Origin of the sequence: Providencia sp. 2024EL-00732 (assembly GCF_044006275.1) — a bacterium.
In the GTDB taxonomy this organism is placed as follows: domain Bacteria; phylum Pseudomonadota; class Gammaproteobacteria; order Enterobacterales; family Enterobacteriaceae; genus Providencia; species Providencia huashanensis.
Map to the genome: position 1 here is coordinate 131,959 of NZ_JBIPDG010000003.1, position 24,522 is coordinate 156,480.

General features: G+C 41.0%; 24 protein-coding genes. 8 read left to right on the forward strand and 16 right to left on the reverse strand.

Going from position 1 to position 24,522, the window contains the following annotated elements:
• Position 1: 1 nt before the first annotated feature.
• Positions 2 to 256, reverse strand: coding sequence for a helix-turn-helix domain-containing protein (locus ACHB7C_RS07355; RefSeq protein ID WP_042845200.1), 255 nt, complete (start codon positions 254 to 256; stop codon positions 2 to 4).
• 894 nt (positions 257 to 1,150) lie between these two features.
• On the opposite strand from ACHB7C_RS07355, the gene ACHB7C_RS07360 reads away from it, so the two are divergent.
• A complete protein-coding gene (locus tag ACHB7C_RS07360) occupies positions 1,151 to 2,035 on the forward strand; it encodes a helix-turn-helix domain-containing protein (RefSeq protein ID WP_042845201.1) in 885 nt (294 codons plus the stop codon).
• Positions 2,036 to 2,089: 54 nt separating this feature from the next.
• Here ACHB7C_RS07360 and ACHB7C_RS07365 read toward each other — a convergent pair whose 3' ends face one another.
• From ACHB7C_RS07365 to napF, 15 genes are all read right to left on the reverse strand, one after another.
• Positions 2,090 to 4,117 (reverse strand): TonB-dependent copper receptor, encoded by a 2,028-nt coding sequence (locus tag ACHB7C_RS07365; RefSeq protein WP_042845202.1) that lies wholly within the window; start codon positions 4,115 to 4,117, stop codon positions 2,090 to 2,092.
• A gap of 157 nt (positions 4,118 to 4,274) precedes the next feature.
• The gene (locus tag ACHB7C_RS07370) at positions 4,275 to 4,718 is read right to left on the reverse strand and encodes a DUF2946 domain-containing protein (RefSeq protein WP_042845422.1); all 444 of its coding nucleotides are present in this window, start codon (positions 4,716 to 4,718) and stop codon (positions 4,275 to 4,277) included.
• Between the two features lie 439 nt (positions 4,719 to 5,157).
• Positions 5,158 to 6,228 (reverse strand): cytochrome c-type biogenesis protein CcmH, encoded by a 1,071-nt coding sequence (locus tag ACHB7C_RS07375; RefSeq protein ID WP_042845203.1) that lies wholly within the window; start codon positions 6,226 to 6,228, stop codon positions 5,158 to 5,160.
• Entirely contained in the window at positions 6,225 to 6,782 is a 558-nt protein-coding gene (gene dsbE, locus ACHB7C_RS07380; RefSeq protein ID WP_042845205.1) for a thiol:disulfide interchange protein DsbE, read from the reverse strand. Before dsbE ends, ACHB7C_RS07375 begins: the two co-directional genes overlap by 4 nt.
• Positions 6,779 to 8,710 carry a heme lyase CcmF/NrfE family subunit gene (locus ACHB7C_RS07385; RefSeq protein ID WP_042845207.1) on the reverse strand — a complete coding sequence of 644 codons (1,932 nt, stop codon included), beginning with the start codon at positions 8,708 to 8,710 and terminating at the stop codon, positions 6,779 to 6,781. Before ACHB7C_RS07385 ends, dsbE begins: the two co-directional genes overlap by 4 nt.
• Positions 8,707 to 9,195, reverse strand: coding sequence for a cytochrome c maturation protein CcmE (gene ccmE / locus ACHB7C_RS07390; protein ID WP_042845209.1), 489 nt, complete (start codon positions 9,193 to 9,195; stop codon positions 8,707 to 8,709). The genes ACHB7C_RS07385 and ccmE overlap by 4 nt, the downstream gene beginning before the upstream one ends.
• A complete protein-coding gene (gene ccmD, locus ACHB7C_RS07395; protein WP_048607973.1) occupies positions 9,192 to 9,404 on the reverse strand; it encodes a heme exporter protein CcmD in 213 nt (70 codons plus the stop codon). Before ccmD ends, ccmE begins: the two co-directional genes overlap by 4 nt.
• Positions 9,401 to 10,141, reverse strand: coding sequence for a heme ABC transporter permease (locus ACHB7C_RS07400; protein WP_042845213.1), 741 nt, complete (start codon positions 10,139 to 10,141; stop codon positions 9,401 to 9,403). The genes ccmD and ACHB7C_RS07400 overlap by 4 nt, the downstream gene beginning before the upstream one ends.
• Positions 10,142 to 10,340: 199 nt before the next feature.
• On the reverse strand, positions 10,341 to 10,979 hold the full coding sequence (gene napC, locus ACHB7C_RS07405; RefSeq protein WP_048607975.1) for a cytochrome c-type protein NapC: 639 nt from the start codon (positions 10,977 to 10,979) through the stop codon (positions 10,341 to 10,343).
• 9 nt (positions 10,980 to 10,988) lie between these two features.
• Entirely contained in the window at positions 10,989 to 11,438 is a 450-nt protein-coding gene (gene napB, locus ACHB7C_RS07410) for a nitrate reductase cytochrome c-type subunit (RefSeq protein ID WP_042845215.1), read from the reverse strand.
• Positions 11,435 to 12,298 (reverse strand): quinol dehydrogenase ferredoxin subunit NapH, encoded by an 864-nt coding sequence (napH, locus tag ACHB7C_RS07415; RefSeq protein ID WP_131680664.1) that lies wholly within the window; start codon positions 12,296 to 12,298, stop codon positions 11,435 to 11,437. The genes napB and napH overlap by 4 nt, the downstream gene beginning before the upstream one ends.
• Positions 12,285 to 12,995, reverse strand: coding sequence for a ferredoxin-type protein NapG (napG, locus tag ACHB7C_RS07420; RefSeq protein WP_042845217.1), 711 nt, complete (start codon positions 12,993 to 12,995; stop codon positions 12,285 to 12,287). The genes napH and napG overlap by 14 nt, the downstream gene beginning before the upstream one ends.
• Positions 12,996 to 13,001: 6 nt before the next feature.
• A complete protein-coding gene (gene napA / locus ACHB7C_RS07425) occupies positions 13,002 to 15,488 on the reverse strand; it encodes a nitrate reductase catalytic subunit NapA (protein WP_048607977.1) in 2,487 nt (828 codons plus the stop codon).
• Complete coding sequence (gene napD, locus ACHB7C_RS07430; RefSeq protein ID WP_071548302.1) at positions 15,469 to 15,747, reverse strand: chaperone NapD; 279 nt, start codon at positions 15,745 to 15,747, stop codon at positions 15,469 to 15,471. Before napD ends, napA begins: the two co-directional genes overlap by 20 nt.
• Positions 15,737 to 16,228: a ferredoxin-type protein NapF gene (gene napF, locus ACHB7C_RS07435; RefSeq protein WP_129466237.1), complete on the reverse strand. Its 492-nt coding sequence runs from the start codon at positions 16,226 to 16,228 to the stop codon at positions 15,737 to 15,739. Before napF ends, napD begins: the two co-directional genes overlap by 11 nt.
• Positions 16,229 to 17,035: 807 nt before the next feature.
• Here napF and nrfA point away from each other — a divergent pair.
• From nrfA to ACHB7C_RS07470, 7 genes are all read left to right on the forward strand, one after another.
• A complete protein-coding gene (gene nrfA, locus ACHB7C_RS07440) occupies positions 17,036 to 18,472 on the forward strand; it encodes an ammonia-forming nitrite reductase cytochrome c552 subunit (protein WP_042845221.1) in 1,437 nt (478 codons plus the stop codon).
• Positions 18,473 to 18,519: 47 nt separating this feature from the next.
• The gene (gene nrfB / locus ACHB7C_RS07445) at positions 18,520 to 19,089 is read left to right on the forward strand and encodes a cytochrome c nitrite reductase pentaheme subunit (protein WP_042845222.1); all 570 of its coding nucleotides are present in this window, start codon (positions 18,520 to 18,522) and stop codon (positions 19,087 to 19,089) included.
• Positions 19,086 to 19,757: a cytochrome c nitrite reductase Fe-S protein gene (gene nrfC / locus ACHB7C_RS07450; protein ID WP_042845223.1), complete on the forward strand. Its 672-nt coding sequence runs from the start codon at positions 19,086 to 19,088 to the stop codon at positions 19,755 to 19,757. The genes nrfB and nrfC overlap by 4 nt, the downstream gene beginning before the upstream one ends.
• Positions 19,754 to 20,710 (forward strand): cytochrome c nitrite reductase subunit NrfD, encoded by a 957-nt coding sequence (gene nrfD, locus ACHB7C_RS07455; RefSeq protein ID WP_206227039.1) that lies wholly within the window; start codon positions 19,754 to 19,756, stop codon positions 20,708 to 20,710. Before nrfC ends, nrfD begins: the two co-directional genes overlap by 4 nt.
• Positions 20,711 to 20,734: 24 nt before the next feature.
• Entirely contained in the window at positions 20,735 to 22,609 is a 1,875-nt protein-coding gene (locus ACHB7C_RS07460; protein WP_210831892.1) for a heme lyase CcmF/NrfE family subunit, read from the forward strand.
• Entirely contained in the window at positions 22,602 to 23,642 is a 1,041-nt protein-coding gene (gene nrfF, locus ACHB7C_RS07465) for a heme lyase NrfEFG subunit NrfF (protein ID WP_166685703.1), read from the forward strand. Before ACHB7C_RS07460 ends, nrfF begins: the two co-directional genes overlap by 8 nt.
• Positions 23,643 to 23,966: 324 nt before the next feature.
• The gene (locus tag ACHB7C_RS07470) at positions 23,967 to 24,365 is read left to right on the forward strand and encodes a hypothetical protein (RefSeq protein ID WP_166685702.1); all 399 of its coding nucleotides are present in this window, start codon (positions 23,967 to 23,969) and stop codon (positions 24,363 to 24,365) included.
• Positions 24,366 to 24,522 lie beyond the last annotated feature (157 nt).

Here is a 24,522-nt window from a genome sequence, read left to right on the forward strand (position 1 = left end):
GTTAGTGTAGAGTACTGCGCATCCCGCTGTTAACATTCACTACGCCATATAAGAAAGAGGCTGGCTCAATATTGAATAAGTAGGCAAACTGAAATAATGAATCTACATCAATACAACTTTCACCGTTTTCGAAACGTCGCATTTCATCTTCAGTTACCCCAATTAAATTCGCAGTTTGTTTAACGGTCATTTTATGACTTTCTCGTTGATTACGAATTTTTATCCCCAACATCTTAGCGATACTGTCTTTACTCATAATACCCCCCTGGGTTACATACGTATAAGCTATCTAATTAAGCGACGCGTAAATTAACACCACTTTTCAATTTATAAATTGACTTAAAATAACTAAATTCCGATTAAACCAATCATTAAAAGACTATTTCTATCGAAGGAAAACACAATAAAAACATAACATTATGATATTATTATTTTTTATTATTTCATTGTTGCAGATAAGATTCGATTGGTACTACATTAACCCCAATGAAGAATGGGTTAATTTACTCACCTATCTCTAATCGTGAACAATGTATCTATCAGATTACAATAATATTTTAGCTTATTTTTTAAATTTGATGAAATAAACTCTATACATTTAATGTTATTTACTTATGGAAATCGTGACAATTTGTAGTTAAGCGTATCAATAAGTTTCCATACGGCTATTGTATAAAAAAATAATATTTATGGTTATAAAAAATAGCCCTATTTTTTATAACTAATCATCGTTTCAGCAACCCATTAAAGATAAACGGCTTATATTTTCATTATAAATCACAACAATCCAAGCTGGATCTGTTTTTTATATCAATCCATTTACAATCATCTCAAAAGGATTATCGGCATTTAGCAATAATAATATTAACTGTTCTTTATCTATTTCTATAGTTGTACGTTTATTTACTTTAAACTTAAATAGTTATTAATACATATTTAATGTTAAATTAACAACAAATAATTGTATTTCAGTCGGTAACAACAATACTTTTAGAAGAAAAACTTACTTAACTTCACATCTTTTTAATCAAACTGTCTGTAGACATGGTATTCTATTGCGAGCATCCATGAATTCTTATCTAGTATCATTGTCAGTATTAAGCATTATTTACTTTACTGATCTAGGTAATAGCAACTTGAAAGGATAATCATGCTACAAGAAAGCGTTATCAGGGAAATCATTCTCTGGATAGAACAAAATTTAGAATCTCGCCTATCCCTAGATACTGTTGCCGATAAATCAGGATACACTAAATGGCATTTTCAGCGCCTATTTAAAAACCAAACTGGCTTGGCACTTGGCTCGTATATCCGAGCAAGGCGCCTTTCCTGTTCAGCGGTAGCATTACGATTAACTAACGACAGCATTATGGATATCTCACTGAGATACCGATTTGATTCGCAACAAACATTTTGTCGCGCTTTCAAAAAGCAATTTAACCTTACCCCTTCTGAATATAGAAAACGCAAAGGTTGGAAGGTCGATGGGTTCTGTCTGCCACTTCGTGAAAATAAAGAACTTCAATTCCAAGTCAGACTTACTCAATTGCCCGCAATAAATTTACTTGGTATTAAGCATCGATATACCAAAGATATAAATGGTTGGAACCTTAAAACCGATGAATTACGCAGACAATATTGGAAAAAATTTCTTGATAAAAACCAATATGTGACGCAGCACCTATATGCTATTCATGGTGTAGACTTGAGCTCTAATGAAGAAGGGACTTTCTTATATATTACTGCATTAGATGAAAAAGATGTTGATATCACCCCACCACAAGCAACAAACTTTCAACTACCGAGTGGAAATTATTTGGAAATTAAATTAGATGGTAGTCTGCAGGGGATTGATTACAACGATATTATCTATACTGCTTATGGTAAAGTTCTAGCTGAAATGGATATTGTCCGTGGAACTGGTTCGGATATAGAAATGTATGTTTTAAACTCCAAACCTACTTACGAAGCATTTATAAATAACCCCCATCACTACATCCAAGAATTGAATTATTATATTCCAGTGCTTGTTTAACTACTCACAAACAACCCGCATTACTCTGCGGGTTGTTTGCAAATTTAATTGAAATTAAAAGGTCACATTAACTTTTGCCCAAAAAGTTCTTCCTGGCTCATTAACAGGCTGGTTTGATGAATAACCAAATCCACTGTTACCCGCTAAATTCAAATGCTCGCTATATGTTTTATCAAATAGATTATCAACCCCTGCACTTAATTTCATATTTTGATTGACAACATACGCTGTATTTAATGAGAAAATAGTGAAACCCGCACTCTGACTAAAATCTTTTCCAACAACATTACCATCATTAATCGCAACACGGTTTTGACGACTCACAACACGTAATAGACCAGTTGTTGTCCAATCCCCTTTTTCCCATGACAACCCTAAACGCCCTTCTAATGGGGGCATTTGTGGCAATGCTTTACCATCTGTACGGTTTTCTCCCCATGAATAAGCGAGACTCGCATCTGCTTTCCATTCATCATTCAGTTTTTGGGCAATACCGAGCTCCCCGCCCATAATAAGCGCATTTACATTTTCTATCTGGCTCATGCGTGGGTTTGTTGGGCTATAACGAAACAAAATAAAATCATCCACATGACCAATATATGCAGAAACCCATGCATTTGTATTTTCATGTGCATATTTAGCTCCAATATCTAACTGGGTTGTTTTTTCAGTTTTCACCTTATCAAATACATTATTGGTACCATCCGGTCCCAGTTTAGGTGAAAATAACTCCCAATAATCTGGGAAACGCTCGGTATATCCTACACCGGCATACAGCATAACAGGGGTATCAGATAACGAATGTTCATAACGAGCAAAGCCTGCTGGCATTACTGTATTACGCCCAGAAGCCCCTATACCTGTATTATTATCAACGATCACACGATCTAACCGTGCTCCACTGACCATTTTGCCTTGTGTGGTTGCATGCCAAGTCAACTCACTAAATACCCCATAGTCTTGGAATTGAGCATCCTTTTTCCAACTATTATTCTGATTTTTTCGGTGCTTATTTGTTTGCATATCCGCACCGCTACGTAGCTCATAGTCAGTCCATAACCATGTACCCATAACACGCCCACCCATGGTTTCACGGTCAACTCGCATTTTCATTGGCATATTCATCATGCCATGACCGCCATGTCCCATATGCCCCATTCCCCCACCTGAAGGTGAACGCAAAGAGTAATTATCCATAATATGATCAGCGTAATTGTAATAAACATTCGCTTCAACCTTATCAAGAACATCACCAATATTGCTCTTTTCAAAGCGCAAACCTAAACTTTCCCGTTTAAATTGAGAACCATCCATCCCTCTTCCAGCATAACGAGCCTCCCCGTCACCTTTCCCTGCGGTTAATTCTAATAAAGTATACTCATCTGGCGTCCAACCCACTGCGACATCAGCATTCCATTTATCCCATTTAGAGGGCACTTTATGCCCATTACCATCTTTATAATCATTAGAACGGGATTTATTACCAATGACTCGAATGTAACCTACTTCATTACCTAAACTGATATCAGCATTACCATCCCAGCGGTTATTTGATGCAGTTAATGCACTTGCATTCCCTTTTATACCAGCTTCAGTAAACAAAGGTTTTTCTCGTTCAAAACGGATCGTGCCAGCAGAATTCCCTGGTCCCCATAAAACGGTTTGTGGACCTTTAATCATATTAAGAACATCGAAGTTTTCTGGCGAAATATAGGATGTTGGAGCATCCATACGGGAAGGACAGGCGCCTAACATTTCACTATCGTTAGTTAAAATACGTAAACGCGAGCCAAACATCCCGCGAAAAACAGGGTCGCCATTTGTCCCACCATTACGAATTTGCGAAAAACCAGGGATAGTTTTTAGGTAATCTGAACCATCACTTGCGGGAACTGGCTGCCTTGGGGTTTTAGGCGATGTAGTGATAGTTAATGGAGAATCAACAGGTGCAGTAACAATCATCACTGAGCTATCTGTAATGAGACTCTGATTAGCCTCATTTTTAGCTGCTGTAGATTCGCTAATAACCGCACTAACCACCAACGCTGCAACGGGGGCAATTTTAAAAAATTGAGTATTCATTTGCTACCTATGTATCGATATCAACACTAATATTTCTGCTATTCACCTTTGTGTCTAAAAATTTGCAACAGGAATACCAATCCTGAAAATAGTAAAAATTCAAGATGATGAAAAACCTTCTGTGCAAAAAAACACAAAATAACAGTCTGAAAAATAATTAATTTTTAGATAAGCATAGGAATTGAGGAGGGGCTCTAGCTAAATGTAATGACCATGGCCTATACAGCCAAAATTGAATACAACGCTCAAAGGGGATAAAAATTGCCAGGGTTGCCAGTTGACGGATTACCGCAGCAACAAACAGAATTAGAAATGGGAAATGAATCAATAACTGGCAGTAACCACAGGCTATGTCTTCCATAGGCGACTGACCAACCCCTGTCATTAACATATGATTCATGGGTACCGATAGCTCACAATTTTCAGGCATTACTTCCCCCTGATGCTTATGCATCAAAGGCGCAGCCGTCTCACTATGTGCTTCTGTGCAAGCGGTTGCATGTTCCATTGATTTTGAAACCAAAGGAGCAATAAACAGCATTGCGACAGCAAGTAAAGCAAGATAAGCAGCTAACTGTCTGATAAAAGGACGCAGGTGCAACGTTTTTCCGTTATTTTCAATACCCATTTTTATAGGGCGAAAGTGTATCTTATTTGGATGCTTAATGTTATTGATTTTCACCATTAATGTTAAATCGCACAGCAATTTTGTACTATTTGTACAGTGAAAAGAGGCTTTCCGTTTTTATACAACTGTTTGTTTTAGGATTTACCTATCCTATTGGCATCATTTGTTGGATGAATATTATTTGAAAGCGGTAAATGAAAACTAGCAGATAGAAAAGACATGATTGCAATCATAAAATAATAAGTAAAAATATAAATAAGTTACCTTTAATATAATTAAAAGCTAAAACCATATTAAAATAATGATTATTAGCTTTCTTTAATAAGCAACTGAAATTAGAAAAAACTGAAGTGAACGATAAGAAATGAATGTTATACAGACTTTCGCCTGTATAACATTATCAAGAAGGATATTACTTACCTGTCGGCGTCCCTTTCTTTTCATGTACCATCATCAAAGCCTGCTCAACACTGCGCTCGATAATCGGCCGACGCTGATCATTTTCAGGTAATAATTTTAACATCATTTGCCAAGCTGAAATTGCCTCTGCATAGCGCTCTTGTTCAAATGCATTGAAAGCAAAAATGCTCAGCGCTTTCACATTCGTGCGATCTTTAGCAATTAATTTTTTGAGCAATTCAGCACCTTGGCGATTATCTTCAGGGTCAGACGAACGAGTAAGAACCTCGGCATACCCTATAATGACGTTTTCATCTTTAGGCGCAAGACGATAAGCTCTGCCATAAGCATCTGTCGCCATGGTCGCATTATTGAGTACCATGCCAATTCGCCCTAACATCACCCATGCCTCGATATTTTGAGGGTCTTCTTGTAAACGTGTCCGTAAGCCTAAAGCTAAGTGTTCCATTTCCGCATTGTTCAACGGGGGCTCAGAAGGGTCTAATGCTCTATCTAGTAAAGCTGGGGCTTGTTGGTAAGCATTATTCCAATCCGTGACTTTAGCGTAACTACCCACTTGATAATAGGCGCCGCCAGCTACACCTAAAGCAATCACTAACCCTGGAAGGTAAACCCAATTACTGGCACGGGAGGCTTCTGGTAATACGCCATCATTACCCTGTTCCACCTGCTTGATGCGCACCCGTTTTCTCGAACGGGCAAAAATAATCCATCCCCCCAATGCGATGGCGGCAAAAGGTAAGCCCCATAACATCATGGTGAGTGGCGTTAATGGCGGGTTATAAGTCACAAAATAACCATAGCGGGCAACCATGTAATCAACAATCTCGTCCCGGCTTTTACCTTCTTTCATCAACTCATACACTTTTTGACGTAAGTCCAGCGCAATCATTGAGTTAGAGTCCGCAATACTGTTATTTTGGCACTTTGGACACCGTAATTCTTCCGTTAACTTGCGAAATTGTTGTTCCTGCTGTTCGCTATCAAAAGTAAACACTTCAGTAGCCGCATATGTGACTGTTGAGCTGAGTACTAACATGAATAAACCGAGTAAATACCTCATTGGTTCGCCTCCTGATTATAGCGTTCCCAAAGGGGTTTAAACTCTTTTTCCCAAACACGTTCGTCCATTGCCCCTGCATGGCGATAGCGGATCACACCATTGCCATCGATTAAAAAGGTTTCTGGTGCGCCATAGACACCGAGATCAAGGCCCAACATCCCCTCCCCATCAAATAAACTCAGTGCATAAGGGTTACCAAGCTCTCGCAGCCACACAATCGCTTTATCACGCTTATCTTTATAGTTTAGCCCCACAACCCGTACACCTTGTGCAGACAGTTTATTGAGATACTGATGTTCTGCACGACAAGTCGGGCACCATGTCGCCCATACATTAAGTAAAATCGGTTGCCCCTGTGTTAATACATCAGATTCATAATGTTTCCCGGGGTTTTCTAATGATTCGAGCCTAAATACAGGAACAGGTTTACCAATTAGAGCAGATTCAAGTAAACGAGGATCATCCCCCTCCGCATTACGCATTAGCTGCCATAATAAGACGGCGGCTATCCCTGCAAAGATAATAAAAGGGATTAAAAAGACTTTGCGATTCATGCCGTTTCCCTCTGTAATTTACGACGACGGTAGCGTGGGTCAAACATGCAAAACAACGCACCAACTGCCATCAATACACCACCTGACCAAATCCAGCGTACAAAGGGTTTATAATACAAGCGCATGCTCCATGTACTTTTTGATATTTCTTCACCCAAAGCTGCGTATAAATCACGGGTAAAACCACCATCAATAGCCGCTTCTGTCATTACAGCACGACTAACGTTATAAAAACGTTTTTCAGGCATCAAAATACTAACCACTTTGCCTTTTTCTGTTACAGAGATGCTACCTATAACGCCTTGATAATTAGGACCATCGGCTTCTCTGACGCCATTAAACGTAAAGGTGTAAGCCCGAATATTAATGCTATCCCCTGGCTTCATTTTGACATCGCGCTCAACACTGTAGTTTTGGCTGAAGGCTATCCCAACTATCGTGACGGCTAAGCCTAAATGCGCCAAAACCATGCCCCAATAACTCGGCGTTAGTTTGATTTTTTTGCTTATACGAACTTTCATTTCAGCAAAAGCTAAAATTGCAATCCAGCACGCCATCATCAAGCCAACAACGGTTAACGCCTCAATACGATCTTCCATTAATAGCGGTAAAACAAATGACAACACTAATGTCATTATCGTTGCAATAATAAGCATTTTTTTGATAGCAGCAGGGCGATCTCGCCCCCAGCGTACTAACGGCCCAATCCCCAATAGCAAGGCAAACGGCACCATCAAGGCGATAAACATAGTATTAAAGAACGGCTCACCAATCGAAATCGTCCCCAAACCAATTTGCTTATGCACTAAAGGTAATAATGTCCCTAATAAAACAACCAACATTGCTGCCGTTAAAATAACGTTATTCCCTAATAGCATGGACTCACGTGACCACAATGCGTTGTTGACCCTTGAACGAACCTTATGCCCCCTTAATGCGAACACTAATAAAGAGCCACCGACCACCAGTACCATGAAGGCAAGGATAAATAGTCCTCGGGATGGGTCTGAGGCAAAGGCGTGTACAGAAACTAGAACCCCAGAACGCACTAAAAATGTGCCAAGCAAGCACAAGGAAAAAGCAAAAATCGACAATAATAATGACCATGCTTTAAATGTGGCTCGCTGCTCAGTGACAGATAATGAGTGGATCAGAGCTGTCCCCACTAGCCATGGCATGAATGAGGCATTCTCAACTGGGTCCCAGAACCACCAGCCGCCCCAACCTAATTCATAGTAGGCCCAAGCCGAACCTAGCATAATGCCAAGGGTTAAAAAGAACCATGCCGCCATCGTCCATGGGCGTGCAAAGCGAGTGAAAGAGCTATCTAAACGCCCGCTAAGCAATGCCGCAATGGCAAAGGCAAATGCCACAGAGAAACCAACATACCCCATATACAACAATGGAGGGTGAAAAATTAGCCCAGGGTCTTGTAATAACGGGTTGAGGTCTCGCCCTTCAATCGGGAAAGCCGGCAACGTACGTGAAAATGGGTTTGAGGTGAAGATAATAAATAACAAAAAGCCAACACTGACCATCCCCATTACCGCGAGTACTCTAGCCACAATATCAAGTGGCATACGATAACTTCCTATTGCTACGGCAAAAGTCCAACCGCTCATCAACAATACCCATAGCAATAAAGAACCTTCATGAGCCCCCCATGTTGCGGCTATGCGGTACCAAATGGGTAGTTGTGTGTTGGAATTATTAGCAACATAAGTCACAGAGAAATCGTTAACAATAAAGGCATTGACTAATACTAAAAATGCCCCTGTGACACATAAGAAAAGTAACCATGCTAATGGACGAGATGATGACATTAAGCGTGCGTCATTACGTGCCACTCCCCATAAAGGGTAAAACGACAGTAAAACCGCAATACCTAATGCTAAGCAAAGCAGAATGCTACCAATTTCAGGGATCATGATGCATTGTCCTTATAGGCAGCTGCTGGCCTGCGGTGATTTTCTTGCATCGCTTTTTCAACTTCTGGTGGAGTGTAGTTTTCATCGTGTTTCGCCAAGACTTCTTTGGCTAAAACATGGTTGTTCGCTTGTAATTCGCCTTGAACAACAACCCCCTGCCCTTCTTTAAATAAATCGGGCAAAATACCGTCATAGCTCACATCTACCTCACCTTCAGCATCATAAACCGTAAAGGTGATTTTTAATGAGTTTGGGTTTGAGTCATCGCGTACAACACTGCCTGGCATTACCATTCCACCCACACGTAAACGCTGCCCAACCTCTGGAATTTGATGGGTTTCCCGTTTACCATAAATAATTTCACCGGGTGTATAGAAGAGGTCAATACTGGAGCGTAGCGCATATAGGATCAACGCCAATGTTAAACCGACACCGACAAGTATGGAACAAATTAACCAAAGCCGGTTACGACGACGAATATTCACATCCCCTCCCTACGCGCTCTTGCCGCTTTTTGCCTTACTTCACGAGCTTGCTGTTTAAGAATTGCGTTTATAATCATTTTTCTTTGAAAAAATGTATGCAAACAGAGTAACAGAATCGGTATTAAGGTTAGCGCAACAGCCAGCCATACATAAAAACCATAGCCCCCCATCGCAAAAAAATCACTCCAAGATGCAAATGCGGATGTCATGACTTGCGGCCTCCCTTATTAACTATGTCTAATACCCATGGGCGATTGCGTTCTAGAATCAATAATTGATTACGTAAACGAATTAATGTCAAAGAAATAAATAAAAATAAGTAACCCAAGATAGCTAAACGGAGTGGTGTGCGCATTGCAGGGTTAATACTTTCTTGCATACGAGTAGAAGGCTGATGCAGCGTTTGCCACCATTCAACAGAGTAATGAATGATAGGTAAATTTATCACCCCGATTAACACTAAAATAGCCGCTGCTTTGCCCGCCATACGACGATCATCAAACGCATGCCATAAAGCAATAATCCCCACATATAGAAAAAGTAAAATCAGCTCGGAGGTTAAACGTGCATCCCATACCCACCACGCGCCCCACATTGGTTTACCCCATGTTGCACCTGTCACTAATGCAATAAACGTAAACACTGCTCCTATGGGAGCCATTGCTGCTATGGCCAATTCCGACACTTTCATTTGCCAAACTAAACCCACAAAGGCCGTGATCGCCATGGCTGCGTAAATCCCCATTGACCACATTGCAGCTGGAACATGGATATACATAATGCGATAACTTTCACTTTGAACTTTATCTGTTGGTGCGAAACCAAAACCCCAAATCCAACCGACAGCTAAACAGACTACACTCAATATAATAAACCACGGTACTAGACGGCCGCATAACCGGTAAAGGTTGACTGGAATGGCAAGTTGATGAAGCTTTTTCCACATAGTTTAGTTACCTTGATTTTTTATATTGTTAGTAAATTCTGCATAACAGCACATCATACAATACACGTTAAAAAAGCAAATATATTGATTTAACACAAATATAACTTAGGCTGATCATACTCAGATGTATAACCAGCCTATTTGTTAACCATTGTTTACAAATCATAGTTATAAGCAATGGTAAAACGACTCTCTAAGGTTAAAAGCCCGGTTCAACTTCACGCATATCCGGTAATTTATGTGCGATCCCTTTATGGCAATCAATACAGGTTTTACCTTCAGTTAAAGCTTGGTCATGCATTTTTGCCGCGACCCCTTTTTGCGCAGTAAAATCCATATACTCAAAGTTGTGACAGTTACGACATTCCTGAGAGTCATTATTTTTCATCCGGCGCCATTCGCTTTGTGCCATTGCCAAACGGTGGTCTTCAAATTTTTGTGGTGTATCAATAATGCCAAAAATCTTACCGTATAATTCTTTACTGGCTTGAATTTTGCGTACCATTTTGGGGCCAAATTCATGGGGTACGTGGCAGTCTGGACAAGTCGCCCTCACACCACTACGGTTCGTATAGTGAATGGTATCCATATATTCTTCATAGACATTTTCACGCATCTCATGGCAACTAATACAAAACTCTTCTGTATTCGCCATTTCCATCCCCGTATTAAAGCCTCCCCAGAAAATCACGCCACCCACAAAACCGATCAGCAATAAGGTGCCTAACGCTAAGCGACTTGGTCTACGCCACCAACGCCATATTCGTCCAATTAAGCCAAAGAGCCCTTTACGCGGCTGTTTTTCGCCATTGACCTGCTTATCATTGTTATTTGCCATGTCTCCCCCTTATTTCCCAAAGCCTTTGGATGGGGTAAATGTGTTATCAATGATAGGTGCCGTATCTGACTGCGGCACATGGCACTGTAAACAAAAATAGCGATTTGGTGCGACTTCACCAAGCACTTTACCTGTTGCATCCATAAAGTGTGTTGGACTCACTCTTGGCGCACCTGTTGTCCGGTAATTCTCAACACCATGGCACTGTAAACAGCGGTTAGTATTCGTCGTAATTTGGTAACCTTCAACGCTGTGTGGGATCATCGGCGGTTGGTTCACATAGTTTAGCGCCATTCTTTCCTGTTCTTTCGGAATATGAATGCTTCCCTCTGTCGTACCAGACACTTCCGGTGATTGAGACAAATCGACACCATTAGCAGCCCAAACAAGACTACTAACAACAAGGGCCATACCTGCAATTGCGCGGCTTAGCGTCTTTTTCAGGACAGGATTTTTCATGATTTAGCTCCCGAGCTCCATCGTAGTGTTATTTTAAAAACATCCTCAGAACAGACATCGATACAACGACCGCAAGTAATGCAGTCTTTATCTGTAATCTGCGCTGGGGCTTGCTTATCTAAGACCGGGGCACGCAGTACTTGCGGCTCCGGACAAATGTGGAAACAATCCATACAGCGGCTACAATTTTGTTTATTTTCCGCTGTAACAACTAATGCGCCTTTACAACCCGCGATGCCATACAGGGCACCCAGAGGGCAAAGGTGACCACACCATCCATGTTCCACAACCAATAAATCGAATAAAAACAGTGCAACGAGGACTAATGCACCGCTACCAAAACCAAAAATTAAACTGCGCCCCATTAATGAAACTGGATTTAACCATTCCCAAAGAAGAGTCCCTGTCACCGCTGAACCAATGAGGATCACTCCGAGCAATACATAGCGGATATAACGCGGTATTGTTGCGGACTGGTTTAACTCAAACTTACGGCGCAACCAAGCTGCCGCATCCGTGATCGGATTCACAGGACAGACCCAACTACAGAAAATACGCTTACCTAATAGTGCATATACCCCGAACACAATAACTGCACCTACCAGTGCCGAAATACCGGGTAAATATCCACTTGCTAAGCTTTCTAAGGTAATGAGTGGGTCAGTCAAAGGCACAGTATCTAGCAATAAGCTGCTACTGTAGTTCCCATGTAAAACCCAAACACCGAACCATGGCCCACTGAGAAACATAGCGAGCACAAGCAATTGGCTCACACGTCGAAATACCAACCACTTATGGCTATGCCACCAGCCCTTTTTAGTCTGAGCTTCACGTCCGGCATCACGCTTACGATTTGCCATTGTTGCCCTCCAGCCAGCCAAAACGGTAATGATGACCTAATTCACCTTTCGCTAGCGACCTTGGTAATACCTTGATAGCAGCTTCTTCCAGTACACAAGCCTGTTCACACTTACCGCACCCTGTACAGTAATTGCTATTGACTGTTGGTAAGAACCTCGCATGTTTACCTGTTCGGTGGTTTTGTTCCAATTCCAAGGTGATTGCTTCATCAATAAGTGGACATACTCGGTAACAGACGTCACACCTTAACCCTTGAAAATTAAGACAGTTTTCCTGATCTAACAAAACTGCCAATCCCATTCGTGCATCATTAATTGATTCAATGTCTTTATCCAGCGCACCACTTGGACATACCTTGGCGCACGGAATGTCTTCACACATTTCACATGGGTTTTCACGGGCGATGAAGTACGGGGTTCCTGCTGCTAAGCCTGATGCTAATGTTGCTAGTTTCAACATGTCATAAGGGCAAGCTTGCACGCATTGACCACAACGTACACAAGCACTTGAAAATGCCTTTTCATCAAGAGCGCCCGGTGGGCGGAGCCTAACTCCGCTGGCCCGAGATGTTTGTTGCTGAAGCCCCAGTACCACACCAACAGCCGCTAACCCGCCCGCTGCGCGAGCAACATCACGCAAAAAACGACGGCGACTGTTCTGGGACTTAGCCTTTTGAGCTTTCGCTTTCTGGGGCATTAGCTATTACACCTTTTCTAATTTAACGGCACATTTTTTGTAATCCGTTTCTTTTGAAAGTGGGTCCGTTGCATCCAGTGTTAAGTTATTCACTAGCTGCGCAGCATCGAAGAACGCCATGTACACTAAGCCTTTCGGTGGTCTGTTACGGCCACGTGTCTCCACAATCGTCGTCACATCACCACGGCGTGAAACCACTTTGACTTTGTCTCCACGACGTAACCCTCTGTCTTTCGCATCTAATGGATGTATAAAGACTAATGATTCAGGGAAAGCTCGATGTAATTCGGGAACACGGCGAGTCATACTTCCAGTATGCCAATGTTCTAATACACGTCCGGTTGATAGCCACAGGTCATATTCTTTATCTGGAGACTCTGCCGCAGGTTCAAATGGCAATGCAAAAATAACCGCTTTACCATCTGGCTTACCGTAAAATTGATAACCAGCACCGGCTTTAACGTATGGGTCGTTCCCTTCGCTATAACGCCACATGGTTTCTTTGCCATCGACAACAGGCCAACGAATACCACGTGCTTTATGATATTCATCGAAATCAGCAAGGTCGTGACCATGACCGCGTCCAAAGCCTGCATATTCTTCAAACAAGCCTTTTTGCAAATAAAAACCAAGTTCACGAGATTCGTCGTTTAACTGGTCTTCAGCGAGTTCGCTAACAGGGAATTTAGTCACCGCTTCATTGGCAAATAACACGTCATATAAGGTTTTTCCACGTAGCTCCGGTTTTTTCGCCAATAGCTCTTCAGACCAAACCTCATCCGTTTTAAAACGTCGAGAGAACAACACCATCTGCATTAAATCTGACTTTGCTTCACCCGGTGCTTTAACTTGTTGGCGCCAAAATTGAGTGCGACGCTCTGCGTTACCATACGCCCCTTCTTTTTCTACCCACATCGCCGTTGGCAAGATCAGATCGGCGGCTAACGCACTGACTGTTGGATAGGGGTCAGAAACAACAATAAAATTACGCGGATCACGCCAGCCTGGCATGCGTTCTTCATTAATATTTGGGCCTGCTTGCATATTGTTGTTGCACATTACCCAATAGAAGTTCAGCTTACCGTCTTTGAGCGCTCGGTCTTGAGCAACAGCATGTAAACCGACTTTTTCAGGAATAGTGCCAGCAGGTAAGCCCCAAACACCTTCCACTTTTTCACGGTGCTTTTCGTTAGTAACCACCATGTCAGCAGGTAAACGGTGAGAGAATGTTCCAACCTCACGCGCAGTACCGCATGCTGAAGGCTGGCCAGTTAAAGAGAAAGGACCGCAACCAGGCTGAGAGATTTTGCCGGTCAATAAATGTAGGTTATACGCTAAGTTATTTGCCCAAACGCCACGAGTATGCTGGTTAAAGCCCATCGTCCAGTAAGATACCACTTTGGTATTCGGGTCAGCGTAAAGTTTCGCTAACTCTTCTAATTGATCTTTTGGCACACCGGTCATTTCTGCCGTTTTATCTAACGTATATTCTGCGACAAATGCCTTATACTCATCCCATGTCATTGGCTCTGATGCATCGGAACCCGCATTTTTTGCACTTTTTTCTAATGGGTGAGTTGGGCGTAATCCATAACCGATATCTGTTGCACCACGACGTAAATTCACGTGTTTATCGAGGAATTCCTGATTAACTGCATTATTTTGAATAATGTAGTTTGCGATATAGTTCAGGATCACAAGGTCAGATTGCGGCGTAAATACAATCCCGTTATCCGCCAATTCAAAACTACGATGCTTAAATGTGGAGAGTACCGCAACACGTACATCTGGATTAGATAGACGGCGGTTAGTAATGCGTGACCATAAAATTGGGTGCATTTCTGCCATATTCGAGCCCCACAGAACAAATGCATCTGCGTGCTCAATATCATCATAACAACCCATAGGCTCATCCATACCAAAAGTACGCATGAAGCCAACAACCGCAGACGCCATACAGTGGCGAGCATTCGGGTCTAAATTATTCGAGCGGAAGCCCCCTTTAAACAGTTTCGACGCTGCATAGCCTTCCCAAACTGTCCATTGACCTGAACCGAACATTCCGATGCCTTCAGGGCCTTTATCCTTCAATGTGGTTTTGACTTTTTCTTCCATAACATCAAAGGCTTGTTCCCAAGTGATTGGAGTAAACTCACCATTTTTGTCATATTCACCGTCTTTCATACGCAACATCGGCTGTGTTAAACGGTCTTTTCCATACATGATCTTCGGTAAGAAATACCCTTTGATACAGTTCAGACCACGGTTAACAGGAGCCTCAGGGTCACCTTGACTTGCTACAATACGGCCATTTTGCGTTCCCACCAGAACGCCACAGCCTGTACCGCAAAAACGGCAAGGCGCTTTGTCCCATTTGATACTTTCCTGTTGACCAACAACAGCTTTCGCAATGCTGGGTGCACCAATACCGGCCGCCGCAGCAGCGGCCGCTATCGCATTGGCTTTCATAAAGCTACGACGACTGAGTTTCATAATCTTCCTCACCTTGCTCATCCTGCTGGTGATACACCAGCGAAACATCTAGTACACCATCAATATCGCGTACTAAATCAATAGTATCTAACAATGCTCTGCTATCTTGACCTTCAACCACAACGATCAGTTTTCCGTTGTCTGGAGAACTTAACGCAACTTCACAATTCGAAAATTGTTCTATTTTTTCGGTCACAGCAGACATTCGTTCACTTTTTACTTGTACGATTAAACTGCACACTTGATAGTTACTGTGCATGTTCATGCTCCACGGTAATGGCTGATACTGGGCAACTTGCAACACAAGCTCCGCAGCCTGTACAGCCTTGCGTTTCTATTTTTGGCTGGTAAATACCTGCCAGTGACGGACGAAAAGAGATGACTTCTGGCTCACAACTGTCTTGGCAACGACGACACTCGATCGAAAGATACGCAAGGCAATTCTGGCCAATCGAAATTGAGATATCCCAAGGTTGGGAATGTTTTGATAGGAAAATAGGTTCAGGGCATGATGCCGCACACGCGTAACAGAAAGTACATTCTCCGCGTTTAAAATCAACAACGGGATAGCCGCCCGCGCCTGGTCGCAAAATTGCAGTTTCACAACTTTCCACACACGCGTTGCAACGGGTGCACAATTCGATAAATTGCACTTCACTACCACTCCATGGCGGCCGAACCACTGGAGCTGCGTTACGCCACGCACCAGTTAATACTCCCCGACGGGTGAGATCAACCATGTTTTTTCCTTTACATTGCCAACAAGAAAACTAAAAAGTACTAATAAACCGCATTTTTTATATGTGTATTTATGAGAAATATTAACGAGAGAGGTTATAAAAATACATACTACCTAGGAGGTAACAGGAGTAATAACACGACTTACGCCCTAAAATGATGACATTGGTTTTATTGATGGGATTGACCTTCAAAATAGAGCCAAAAGAGGTAATTAAGACAATTTATTAATTATTTTTTAACAATCATTCAATATGATTTTTTAAATTAAACCTAACTTTTAATGTTATGGGTTTAAATTAACACCAAAAACTACTACTAAAGTGGTATATGCAATGTCATTTTGCAAAAAAATATATGCAATATTTTTGATATTACGCACATTTTACTTTTACTCTTTTATTATAAAAATAATACAAGAGTAAATAAAATTCAAAAAAACACATAAAATCAACAAATTAAATTAAAATTAATTTAATTTTAAAAAATAAGAATCATTACGATCCATTTCATTTAAAACAGTTTGAAAACTAGTGACTAATAACTATATCAGATTTAACAGTACCTCATTTTTATTATTTCTCTGCATTCTATTCCTTTAATACAAATTATCTTTTGATCAAAAACAATATTTTTAGTGTGGTTTTTTGTTACACATATAAGCTGGCAATGTCTTGATAGCATCTGTGCGCTTACTATCAAACTTATATAACAAAAATATATCCAAATTCGTCCGAGTTACAGGCTACATGCAAAAAAACAACTCGGACAATGAAGGGATGGCTGGCTAACATTACTCGAGGCCCTTTATGGCAAACATAAGAAATAATGCACTATACTTATTGAGTTTGGTGGCAGGAATATTTCTATTTACCTCTGTGCATGCACAAACCCCTACCACTAAAGATACGACTTCCACTATTAATGCTCGAAATGAAACTTTCGAGGCGGCTCACCCAGATCAATACCATTCATGGAGAGCAACTTCAGAGCAATCCAACCGCGAAGATGCGCTCGCTGAAGATCCTCGCTTAGTGGTACTTTGGGCAGGATACCCATTCTCTCGTGACTATAACAAGCCACGAGGCCATGCTTATGCAATTATCGACGTTCGTGAAACGTTACGAACTGGTGCGCCAAAAGATGCTCAAGATGGCCCATTGCCTATGGCATGCTGGAGCTGTAAAAGCCCAGATGTTGCTAGGTTAATCCAAGAACATGGCGAAGATGGCTACTTTGAAGGCAAATGGGCAAAAGGCGGTCCTGAAGTTGTGAATGTTTTAGGTTGTGCCGACTGCCACAAAACAGATTCACCCGATTTTGCTAAAGGCAAACCGGAGTTAACTCTCTCACGCCCATATGCAGAACGGGCAATGGAAGCCATTGGTAAACCATTTGCTACAGCCAGTCGCTTCGACCAGCAATCCATGGTCTGTGGTCAATGTCACGTTGAGTATTATTTCTCTGGCGATAAAAAATCAGTGAAATTCCCATGGGATAACGGGACAAAAGTCGAGGATATGGAAGTTTACTACGATAATATCGGTTTTTCTGATTGGACAAACTCCTTATCAAAAGCCCCCATGTTAAAAGCACAGCACCCTGAGTATGAAACCTGGAGTGCGGGTATTCATGGTAAAAATAATGTGACCTGTATTGACTGCCATATGCCTAAACTGCAAAACGACAAAGGTGAGCTGTATACCAGTCATAAAATCGGTAACCCATTCGATAATTTCGAACAAACCTGTAGTACTTGCCATACTCAAAGTAAACAACAACTGCAAGATGTTGTCGCTGAACGTAAACACGCTATCCAAGAAATGAAAATCAAAGTTGAAGACCAGTTAGTTCGTGCTCACTTTGAAGCAAAAGCAGCTTGGGATGCAGGTGCAACCGAAGATGAAATGAAACCAATTTTAACCGATATTCGTCATGCGCAATGGCGCTGGGATTTATCTATTGCCTCTCACGGTATTCATATGCACGCACCAGATGAAGGTTTGCGTATGTTAGGTGGTGCGATGGATAAGGCTGCGGATGCACGGACTAAATTAGCTCGCTTGCTAGGTTCCAAAGGGATCACCCATGAAATAGCTATTCCCGATATTTCGACTAAAGAAAAAGCACAGCAAGCTATTGGTTTAGATATGCAAAAAATTAATGCAGAAAAACAAGAGTTCTTAAAAACAGTCGTGCCACAGTGGGATGACCAAGCTCGTAAAAATAACCTATTAGCCAAATAAACTAGATTCGCCCGCAACCTAAGGGCGATTTAACCAATGGAGTGAATATGAGCGTACTACGTTCGTTATTAACTGCTGGGGTGCTGGCAACAGGCTTATTATGGGCAGCGGCTGCATCCGCGACACCTCAGATTGCACAAGAAAATGCAGAAGGCCGTTGGGTTGTTACACCGCAGCGTAGCGCAGATAGCGCTTGCATCGACTGCCATAAACCTGACAAAGAAGGCATGCACGGCACGCACGCAGAAGTTATTAACCCCAATAATAACTTACCGGTAACTTGTACCAATTGTCACGGGAACCCTGGACCAAAACACCGCGAAGGCGTTAAAGATGTTATGCGTTTTAACGACCCAATGTACGGTGTGGAACAGCAAAATAGTGTGTGTTTGTCCTGTCACTTACCCGAACAGCTACAAAAAGCGTTTTGGCCACATGATGTCCACGTCACCAAAGTAGCCTGTGCTAGCTGCCATGACCTTCATCCTAAACAAGACACTATGAAGGTACTGACAGATAAAGGGAAAGTGAAAATTTGTGTCGACTGCCACTCTGATCAACGCAATAACCCTGACTTTAACCCAGCAGCGGTAAAATTGCGTAAGGAGCAACCATGAGTTGTTCTCGTCGTCAATTCATCATCTACTCAGGCGCACTGGCGGCGGTGGGGGGGATAGCGAGTCATACTCTAGCGAATACAATGAAAATAGACGGGGTTCGCTACGGCATGATCCACGATGAAAACTTGTGTATCGGCTGTACGGCGTGTATGGATGCGTGTAGAGAAGTTAACCAAGTCCCCGAAGGTGTTTCTCGGTTAACGATTATTCGTAGTGAACCTATTGGTCAGTTTCCTGATGTTAAATATCGTTTTTTTCGCCATTCCTGCCAACATTGTGAGAGCGCCCCTTGTGTTGATGTATGCCCTACAGGGGCCTCTTTTATCGATAAAACAACTGGAATTGTGGATGTAAACCCTGACTTATGCGTAGGTTGTCAATATTGTATTGCAGCCTGTCCTTACCGTGTCAGATTTATTCACCCCGTGAGTAAAACCGCCGATAAATGCGATTTTTGTCGTAAAACCAATCTAAAAAAAGGTAAACAACCCGCTTGTGTCGAGTCTTGCCCAACCAAAGCACTGACATTTGGTAATTTAGATGATCCTAATAGCGATATTTCGTTAATGCTAAAAGAAAAACCAACATACCGGTTCAAAATAGCGCTCGGCACACACCCCAAAATGTATCGAGTTCCCTTCAAATATGGGGAGGTTAGCCAATGACAACAGCTTCAGCTTTCCATTTTGAATCTCTCGTTTGGGATTGGCCAATTGCTGTTTATCTATTCTTAATTGGTATTTCGGCAGGGCTAGTCGTACTGGCGGTATTACTACGTCAGTATTACCCCAAAGCGGCAGGCAGTGACAGTACTCTAATGAGAACGACACTGATACTTGCGCCAACAACCATCATATTTGGACTACTGATTTTGATCCTCCACTTAACTCGTCCGTGGACGTTTTGGAAACTGATGTTCCACTACAGCCTAACTTCAGTGATGTCGATGGGGGTCATGCTATTTCAGCTATATATGGTAGTTCTGGTTATTTGGTTAGCAAAAATATATGAAAAAGAGGTGATTACATTACAACAAAAGTGGCTCCCTAAATTCAGTTTTGTTCCTCGTATATTAAGCTTATTTAATCGCGTTGTACGCTTTTTCGATATCATCATGTTAGTACTCGCGGTACTACTTGGAGCCTATACTGGCTTTTTACTCTCAGCGCTAAAATCGTACCCTTTCTTAAATAACCCGATTTTACCCGCTTTATTCCTATTTTCAGGGATATCGTCGGGGATCGCAGTCGCGCTAATTGCTATCGCCCTACGTTATCGTAAAAATGTTCATAACCCTGAAAGTGCATTTCTACATAAAGTTGAAGGCTATGTGATTTGGTTAGAAATATTCCTATTAGCTGCATTTTTTGTTGGGTTAGCACTTGGCGATGACGGGAAGATACGTTCCTTAACTGCGGCGCTGGGTGGCGGTTTCTGGACCACTTGGTTCTGGATTGGTGTCGTCGGTTTCGGCTTCATTATTCCTTTAGCATTAAAAAAATGGGCTGATAAAGGACTAGGGGCATCTCGAGTGTTGATTATCAGTGGTGCCAGCTTATTAGGTGTATTTTGCTTACGCTTTTTTGTGTTATATGCGGGGCAATTAACAGTTGCATAACTCATTCAATCATAAAGGTGATAATTGGAACTAATACTCCCTGAAATCGGCTTTCTCTGCCTTGTATTGGCTTTATGTATCGCTAGCTTTCAGGCTTTGAGTGGAGTTATTGGTCTCATCCAACACGTTCCGAGGCAAATGCCTCAGAACGTGCTTTGGACTTATTCACAGTTTTTTCTGCTACTTACTGCCTATATTTGTTTGACCATCAGCTTTATCCAAAGTGACTTTTCCGTAGTATATGTTGCACAACATAGTCATCGTTTATCCCCTTTATATATCAAGATTGCCGCAGTATGGGGAGGACATGAAGGGTCAATTTTCCTTTGGTTACTGTTTATATCGGCTTGGAGCGCATTATTTGCTTGGCGCTATCGCCAGCAAAATCATCTTGTCTTCCCACTGACATTAACCTTTCTTGCCATGATCAGTGGCGCTTTATTATGGTTCATTATTTTTTATTCCGACCCTTTTGAGCGGATTTTCCCACCCGCAATTGAAGGGCGTGATCTCAACCCAATGTTGCAGCATTGGGGGCTTATTTTACATCCTCCATTGCTGTATTTAGGCTATAGTGGGTTAATGGTTGTGACCGCCTTAATTCTCGCATCAATACTCACAGGCCAATTTAATCAAATCACGGCTTGGTTGTGTTGGCGTTTCACCGTACCAAGTTGGTGTATACTGACTCTCGGAATTACGCTGGGTTCATGGTGGGCATATAACGAATTAGGCTGGGGGGGTTGGTGGTTTTGGGACCCTGTTGAAAATGCATCACTACTTCCTTGGCTAAGTGCCACTGCCCTGCTTCATAGCTTATCCGCATCGAGGAAAACTGAAGGATATCGGCACTGGTCAATATTACTTGCCATTCTTACCTTCATCTTATCTTTATTGGGTACATTAATTGTACGCTCTGGCATTTTAATGTCTGTACATGCTTTTGCCCTTGATAATGTGAGAGCCGTTCCCCTATTTTTACTATTTAGTATCTTAAGCCTTATCGCTTTGTTTATTTATGGCTGGAAAGCAAAAAATGTAGAAAGTAAAACCGCTAAGGTGAATAAACGTGATACTTACTTATTATTAACATTAGTCCTATTTGCTACAGTATTATTTATTGTTCTTACTGGTACGCTTTATCCAATGATTTATGCCCTCTTTGGTTGGGGGAAAATTTCTGTTGGTGCGCCATATTTTAATCAAGCATTACTCCCATTCGGCATTTTAATGTTACTTATTATGGCATTAAGCGTGCTTAATCTACCGAAGAAAATCCCTTTCATCACCCAATGGCGATTTCCGGTTATATTGCTCCTCAGTACATTACTCAGTATTGTTCTATGGTCACACGGAATAATTATCGCCATTTCGTGTGGGTTTTTAATGGCTATTTTATGCATTTTTTGGTTACGTCCAATTCGTGTAATTAACCAACAATTACCCTCTCTTCTTGCCCATACTGGGGTAATTATTTTTGCTGCGGGTATTGCCCTTTCCGTTGGTAGCCGGCAAGAAATTAGTGTCAACCTTTCCATTGGGCAGTCTGTTTCTTTAGCAGATTATCAGTTCCAATTTAAACAGCTTAAACTCCTTGCTAAGGGGAATTACACAACTGAAAAAGCCGTTATACAAGTTGCCCAAGCCAACCACCCCTTACACCAATTAATTACTGAACGCCGTTTTTATACGGCACGTCAGCAATTAATGATTGAACCAGGAACCTATTGGGGCTGGGTACGTAATTGGTATGCTGTTTTAGGGGAGAAAACAGGTGCAAATAGCTACGCAATCCGCTTTTATGTGCAAGATGGCATTCAATGGATTTGGGGAGGTGCGTTATTTATGTGTTTTGGGCTGCTAATTGGTTGGGTAAAGGGAAGAACAAAGCATGAATAAAGCTTTAGTCACTTTCATTTTCTTATTTGCTTCGTTTATGGCTAAAGCACAAATTGTAGACGTGTGGCAATTTAATTCGCAGGAAGAACAAGACTATTCCTTGCAAATTGCCTCATCACTACGTTGCCCACAATGTCAAAATCAAAATTTATTAGAGTCAAATGCCCCTACTGCGGTCAGTATGCGGCATCAAGTATTCAAAATGGTAGCTGAAGGTAAAAATAAGAGCCAAATCCAACAATATATGACTGATAGATATGGCGAGTTTGTTCTTTATAACCCACCGCTAACGCTAGGAACTGCTTTATTATGGGGATTGCCCATCATTGCTCTGGCGGGGATTTTAAGTTTAACATTCTACTTAACTCGCCGACAAAAATATCATTATCGCCATGATAGCCCCGAAGTAACCCAAACTACAAAACAACTTTTAGTCTCCGTGACTGATGAATCGCCTTCTCAACAGAAACAAAGCACGGTGTTTATCATTGTATTATTCTTCGCCATTATGGGTTGTTTCTTTATACCCCGCTTTGAACTGACGTATCGCGAATATTTACGTATCTCTGATCCTCTTTTATCATTCACTCCGTTACAACAAGAACAAAATGACTTGTTACGTTTACAAAATGATATTCGTCAGTCACCTGAAAATAGTGAACTATGGGCAACACTTGGTGAATATTATTTATATCAAAATAGCTATGACAACGCGCTAATCGCTTATTATCGAGCACTAAAATATGGCGGTGAGAATGCACAAATATACTCCGCAATTGCAACTGTATTATATTATCAAGCAGGGCAGCACCTGACTCCAGATGCTCATGCTGTAATTAATAAAGCCCTAGCTCTTGATAACAATGAGGTCACAGCCTTAATGCTAGTTGCTTCTGATGCATTTATGAATGCAAATTACGAGCAAGCAATTGATATTTGGCAAAAACTATTAGATAGCAATAGCTCCCGTATTAATCGTTCACAACTAATTGAAGCCATCCAAATGGCAAAAATAATGGGAAATAAAAAATAATTCAAATATATAAAATTAATATCTTTGCATTAAGTGTTAATACATACTAAATTATCACTATAGTAACAAATATACTCCCCCTAATTAATGTCAATTCATTTAAATATGTAATTTTTCGTTTCTTACTGCTCATCATTATTTCATCTCTATATTACATTAAATAATTTTATGCTACATTCACCATATTAAACTCCTAAAATTGAACCTGTGTATAATAACGTAAGTAAAATTAACGCTCTTAATTTCACTTATATACGATTAAACATTTTTCTTTTACGACGTTATTTTTAGGAATGTAAAACAATCACATAAGAAATAAAAAACATGAAAAATAAAATATTTTCATTCTTAGTTGTTGGCCTTATTGCTGGTGCTTCCTTTATTGGCGGTGTCGCAAGTAACTATACACCTGATCTAGATATTATTGAAAAATCACAAAAAGCAGTTGAGGATTTTTTAGCTGACCCTAAAACAGCAGAGTATAAAAATGTTAAATATCATGAGATAAGGGAAACCCTTGACCATGGAATGTTAGGTTATGTTTGTGGAGAAGTACTCATTTTCACCAGCCAAACACCATATTCATTTAAACGTTTTATCGTTAAAACATATCTTCATGACGATGGTCGTAATGTTGTTTCTATCCCAATTATTGATGATAAAGACAAAGAGTTCCCTAATGATGATTTTAATATAATATGGGGTAAATATTGTAATAATTAATCCACCGGATAAAAATACAATCAAGGTTAAATTTAACACATTAATAATATAAAAATAATATTTAAATTACGTCTAAAACCATCACTCAATCTTACACATTTCAAACGAAATAAAGTATGTTGTTTTTATATTGATTCAATTACATATAATAAAAATA

Excerpts from the sequence above, each read along its gene's own strand:
- napD (WP_071548302.1), bottom strand. The coding sequence starts at position 15,747 with ATGCACAGTAACTATCAAGTGTGCAGTTTAATCGTACAAGTAAAAAGT.
- ccmD (WP_048607973.1), bottom strand. The coding sequence starts at position 9,404 with ATGACATCCGCATTTGCATCTTGGAGTGATTTTTTTGCGATGGGGGGC.
- nrfD (WP_206227039.1), top strand. The coding sequence starts at position 19,754 with ATGACAACAGCTTCAGCTTTCCATTTTGAATCTCTCGTTTGGGATTGG.
- ACHB7C_RS07355 (WP_042845200.1), bottom strand. The coding sequence starts at position 256 with ATGAGTAAAGACAGTATCGCTAAGATGTTGGGGATAAAAATTCGTAAT.
- nrfC (WP_042845223.1), top strand. The coding sequence starts at position 19,086 with ATGAGTTGTTCTCGTCGTCAATTCATCATCTACTCAGGCGCACTGGCG.
- napC (WP_048607975.1), bottom strand. The coding sequence starts at position 10,979 with ATGGCAAATAACAATGATAAGCAGGTCAATGGCGAAAAACAGCCGCGT.
- ACHB7C_RS07470 (WP_166685702.1), top strand. The coding sequence starts at position 23,967 with ATGAAAAATAAAATATTTTCATTCTTAGTTGTTGGCCTTATTGCTGGT.
- napB (WP_042845215.1), bottom strand. The coding sequence starts at position 11,438 with ATGAAAAATCCTGTCCTGAAAAAGACGCTAAGCCGCGCAATTGCAGGT.
- nrfF (WP_166685703.1), top strand. The coding sequence starts at position 22,602 with ATGAATAAAGCTTTAGTCACTTTCATTTTCTTATTTGCTTCGTTTATG.
- dsbE (WP_042845205.1), bottom strand. The coding sequence starts at position 6,782 with ATGAATCGCAAAGTCTTTTTAATCCCTTTTATTATCTTTGCAGGGATA.
- ACHB7C_RS07375 (WP_042845203.1), bottom strand. The coding sequence starts at position 6,228 with ATGAGGTATTTACTCGGTTTATTCATGTTAGTACTCAGCTCAACAGTC.
- napH (WP_131680664.1), bottom strand. The coding sequence starts at position 12,298 with ATGGCAAATCGTAAGCGTGATGCCGGACGTGAAGCTCAGACTAAAAAG.
- ACHB7C_RS07385 (WP_042845207.1), bottom strand. The coding sequence starts at position 8,710 with ATGATCCCTGAAATTGGTAGCATTCTGCTTTGCTTAGCATTAGGTATT.
- napF (WP_129466237.1), bottom strand. The coding sequence starts at position 16,228 with ATGGTTGATCTCACCCGTCGGGGAGTATTAACTGGTGCGTGGCGTAAC.
- napA (WP_048607977.1), bottom strand. The coding sequence starts at position 15,488 with ATGAAACTCAGTCGTCGTAGCTTTATGAAAGCCAATGCGATAGCGGCC.
- nrfA (WP_042845221.1), top strand. The coding sequence starts at position 17,036 with ATGGCAAACATAAGAAATAATGCACTATACTTATTGAGTTTGGTGGCA.
- ACHB7C_RS07400 (WP_042845213.1), bottom strand. The coding sequence starts at position 10,141 with ATGTGGAAAAAGCTTCATCAACTTGCCATTCCAGTCAACCTTTACCGG.
- nrfB (WP_042845222.1), top strand. The coding sequence starts at position 18,520 with ATGAGCGTACTACGTTCGTTATTAACTGCTGGGGTGCTGGCAACAGGC.
- ACHB7C_RS07360 (WP_042845201.1), top strand. The coding sequence starts at position 1,151 with ATGCTACAAGAAAGCGTTATCAGGGAAATCATTCTCTGGATAGAACAA.
- ACHB7C_RS07365 (WP_042845202.1), bottom strand. The coding sequence starts at position 4,117 with ATGAATACTCAATTTTTTAAAATTGCCCCCGTTGCAGCGTTGGTGGTT.
- napG (WP_042845217.1), bottom strand. The coding sequence starts at position 12,995 with ATGCCCCAGAAAGCGAAAGCTCAAAAGGCTAAGTCCCAGAACAGTCGC.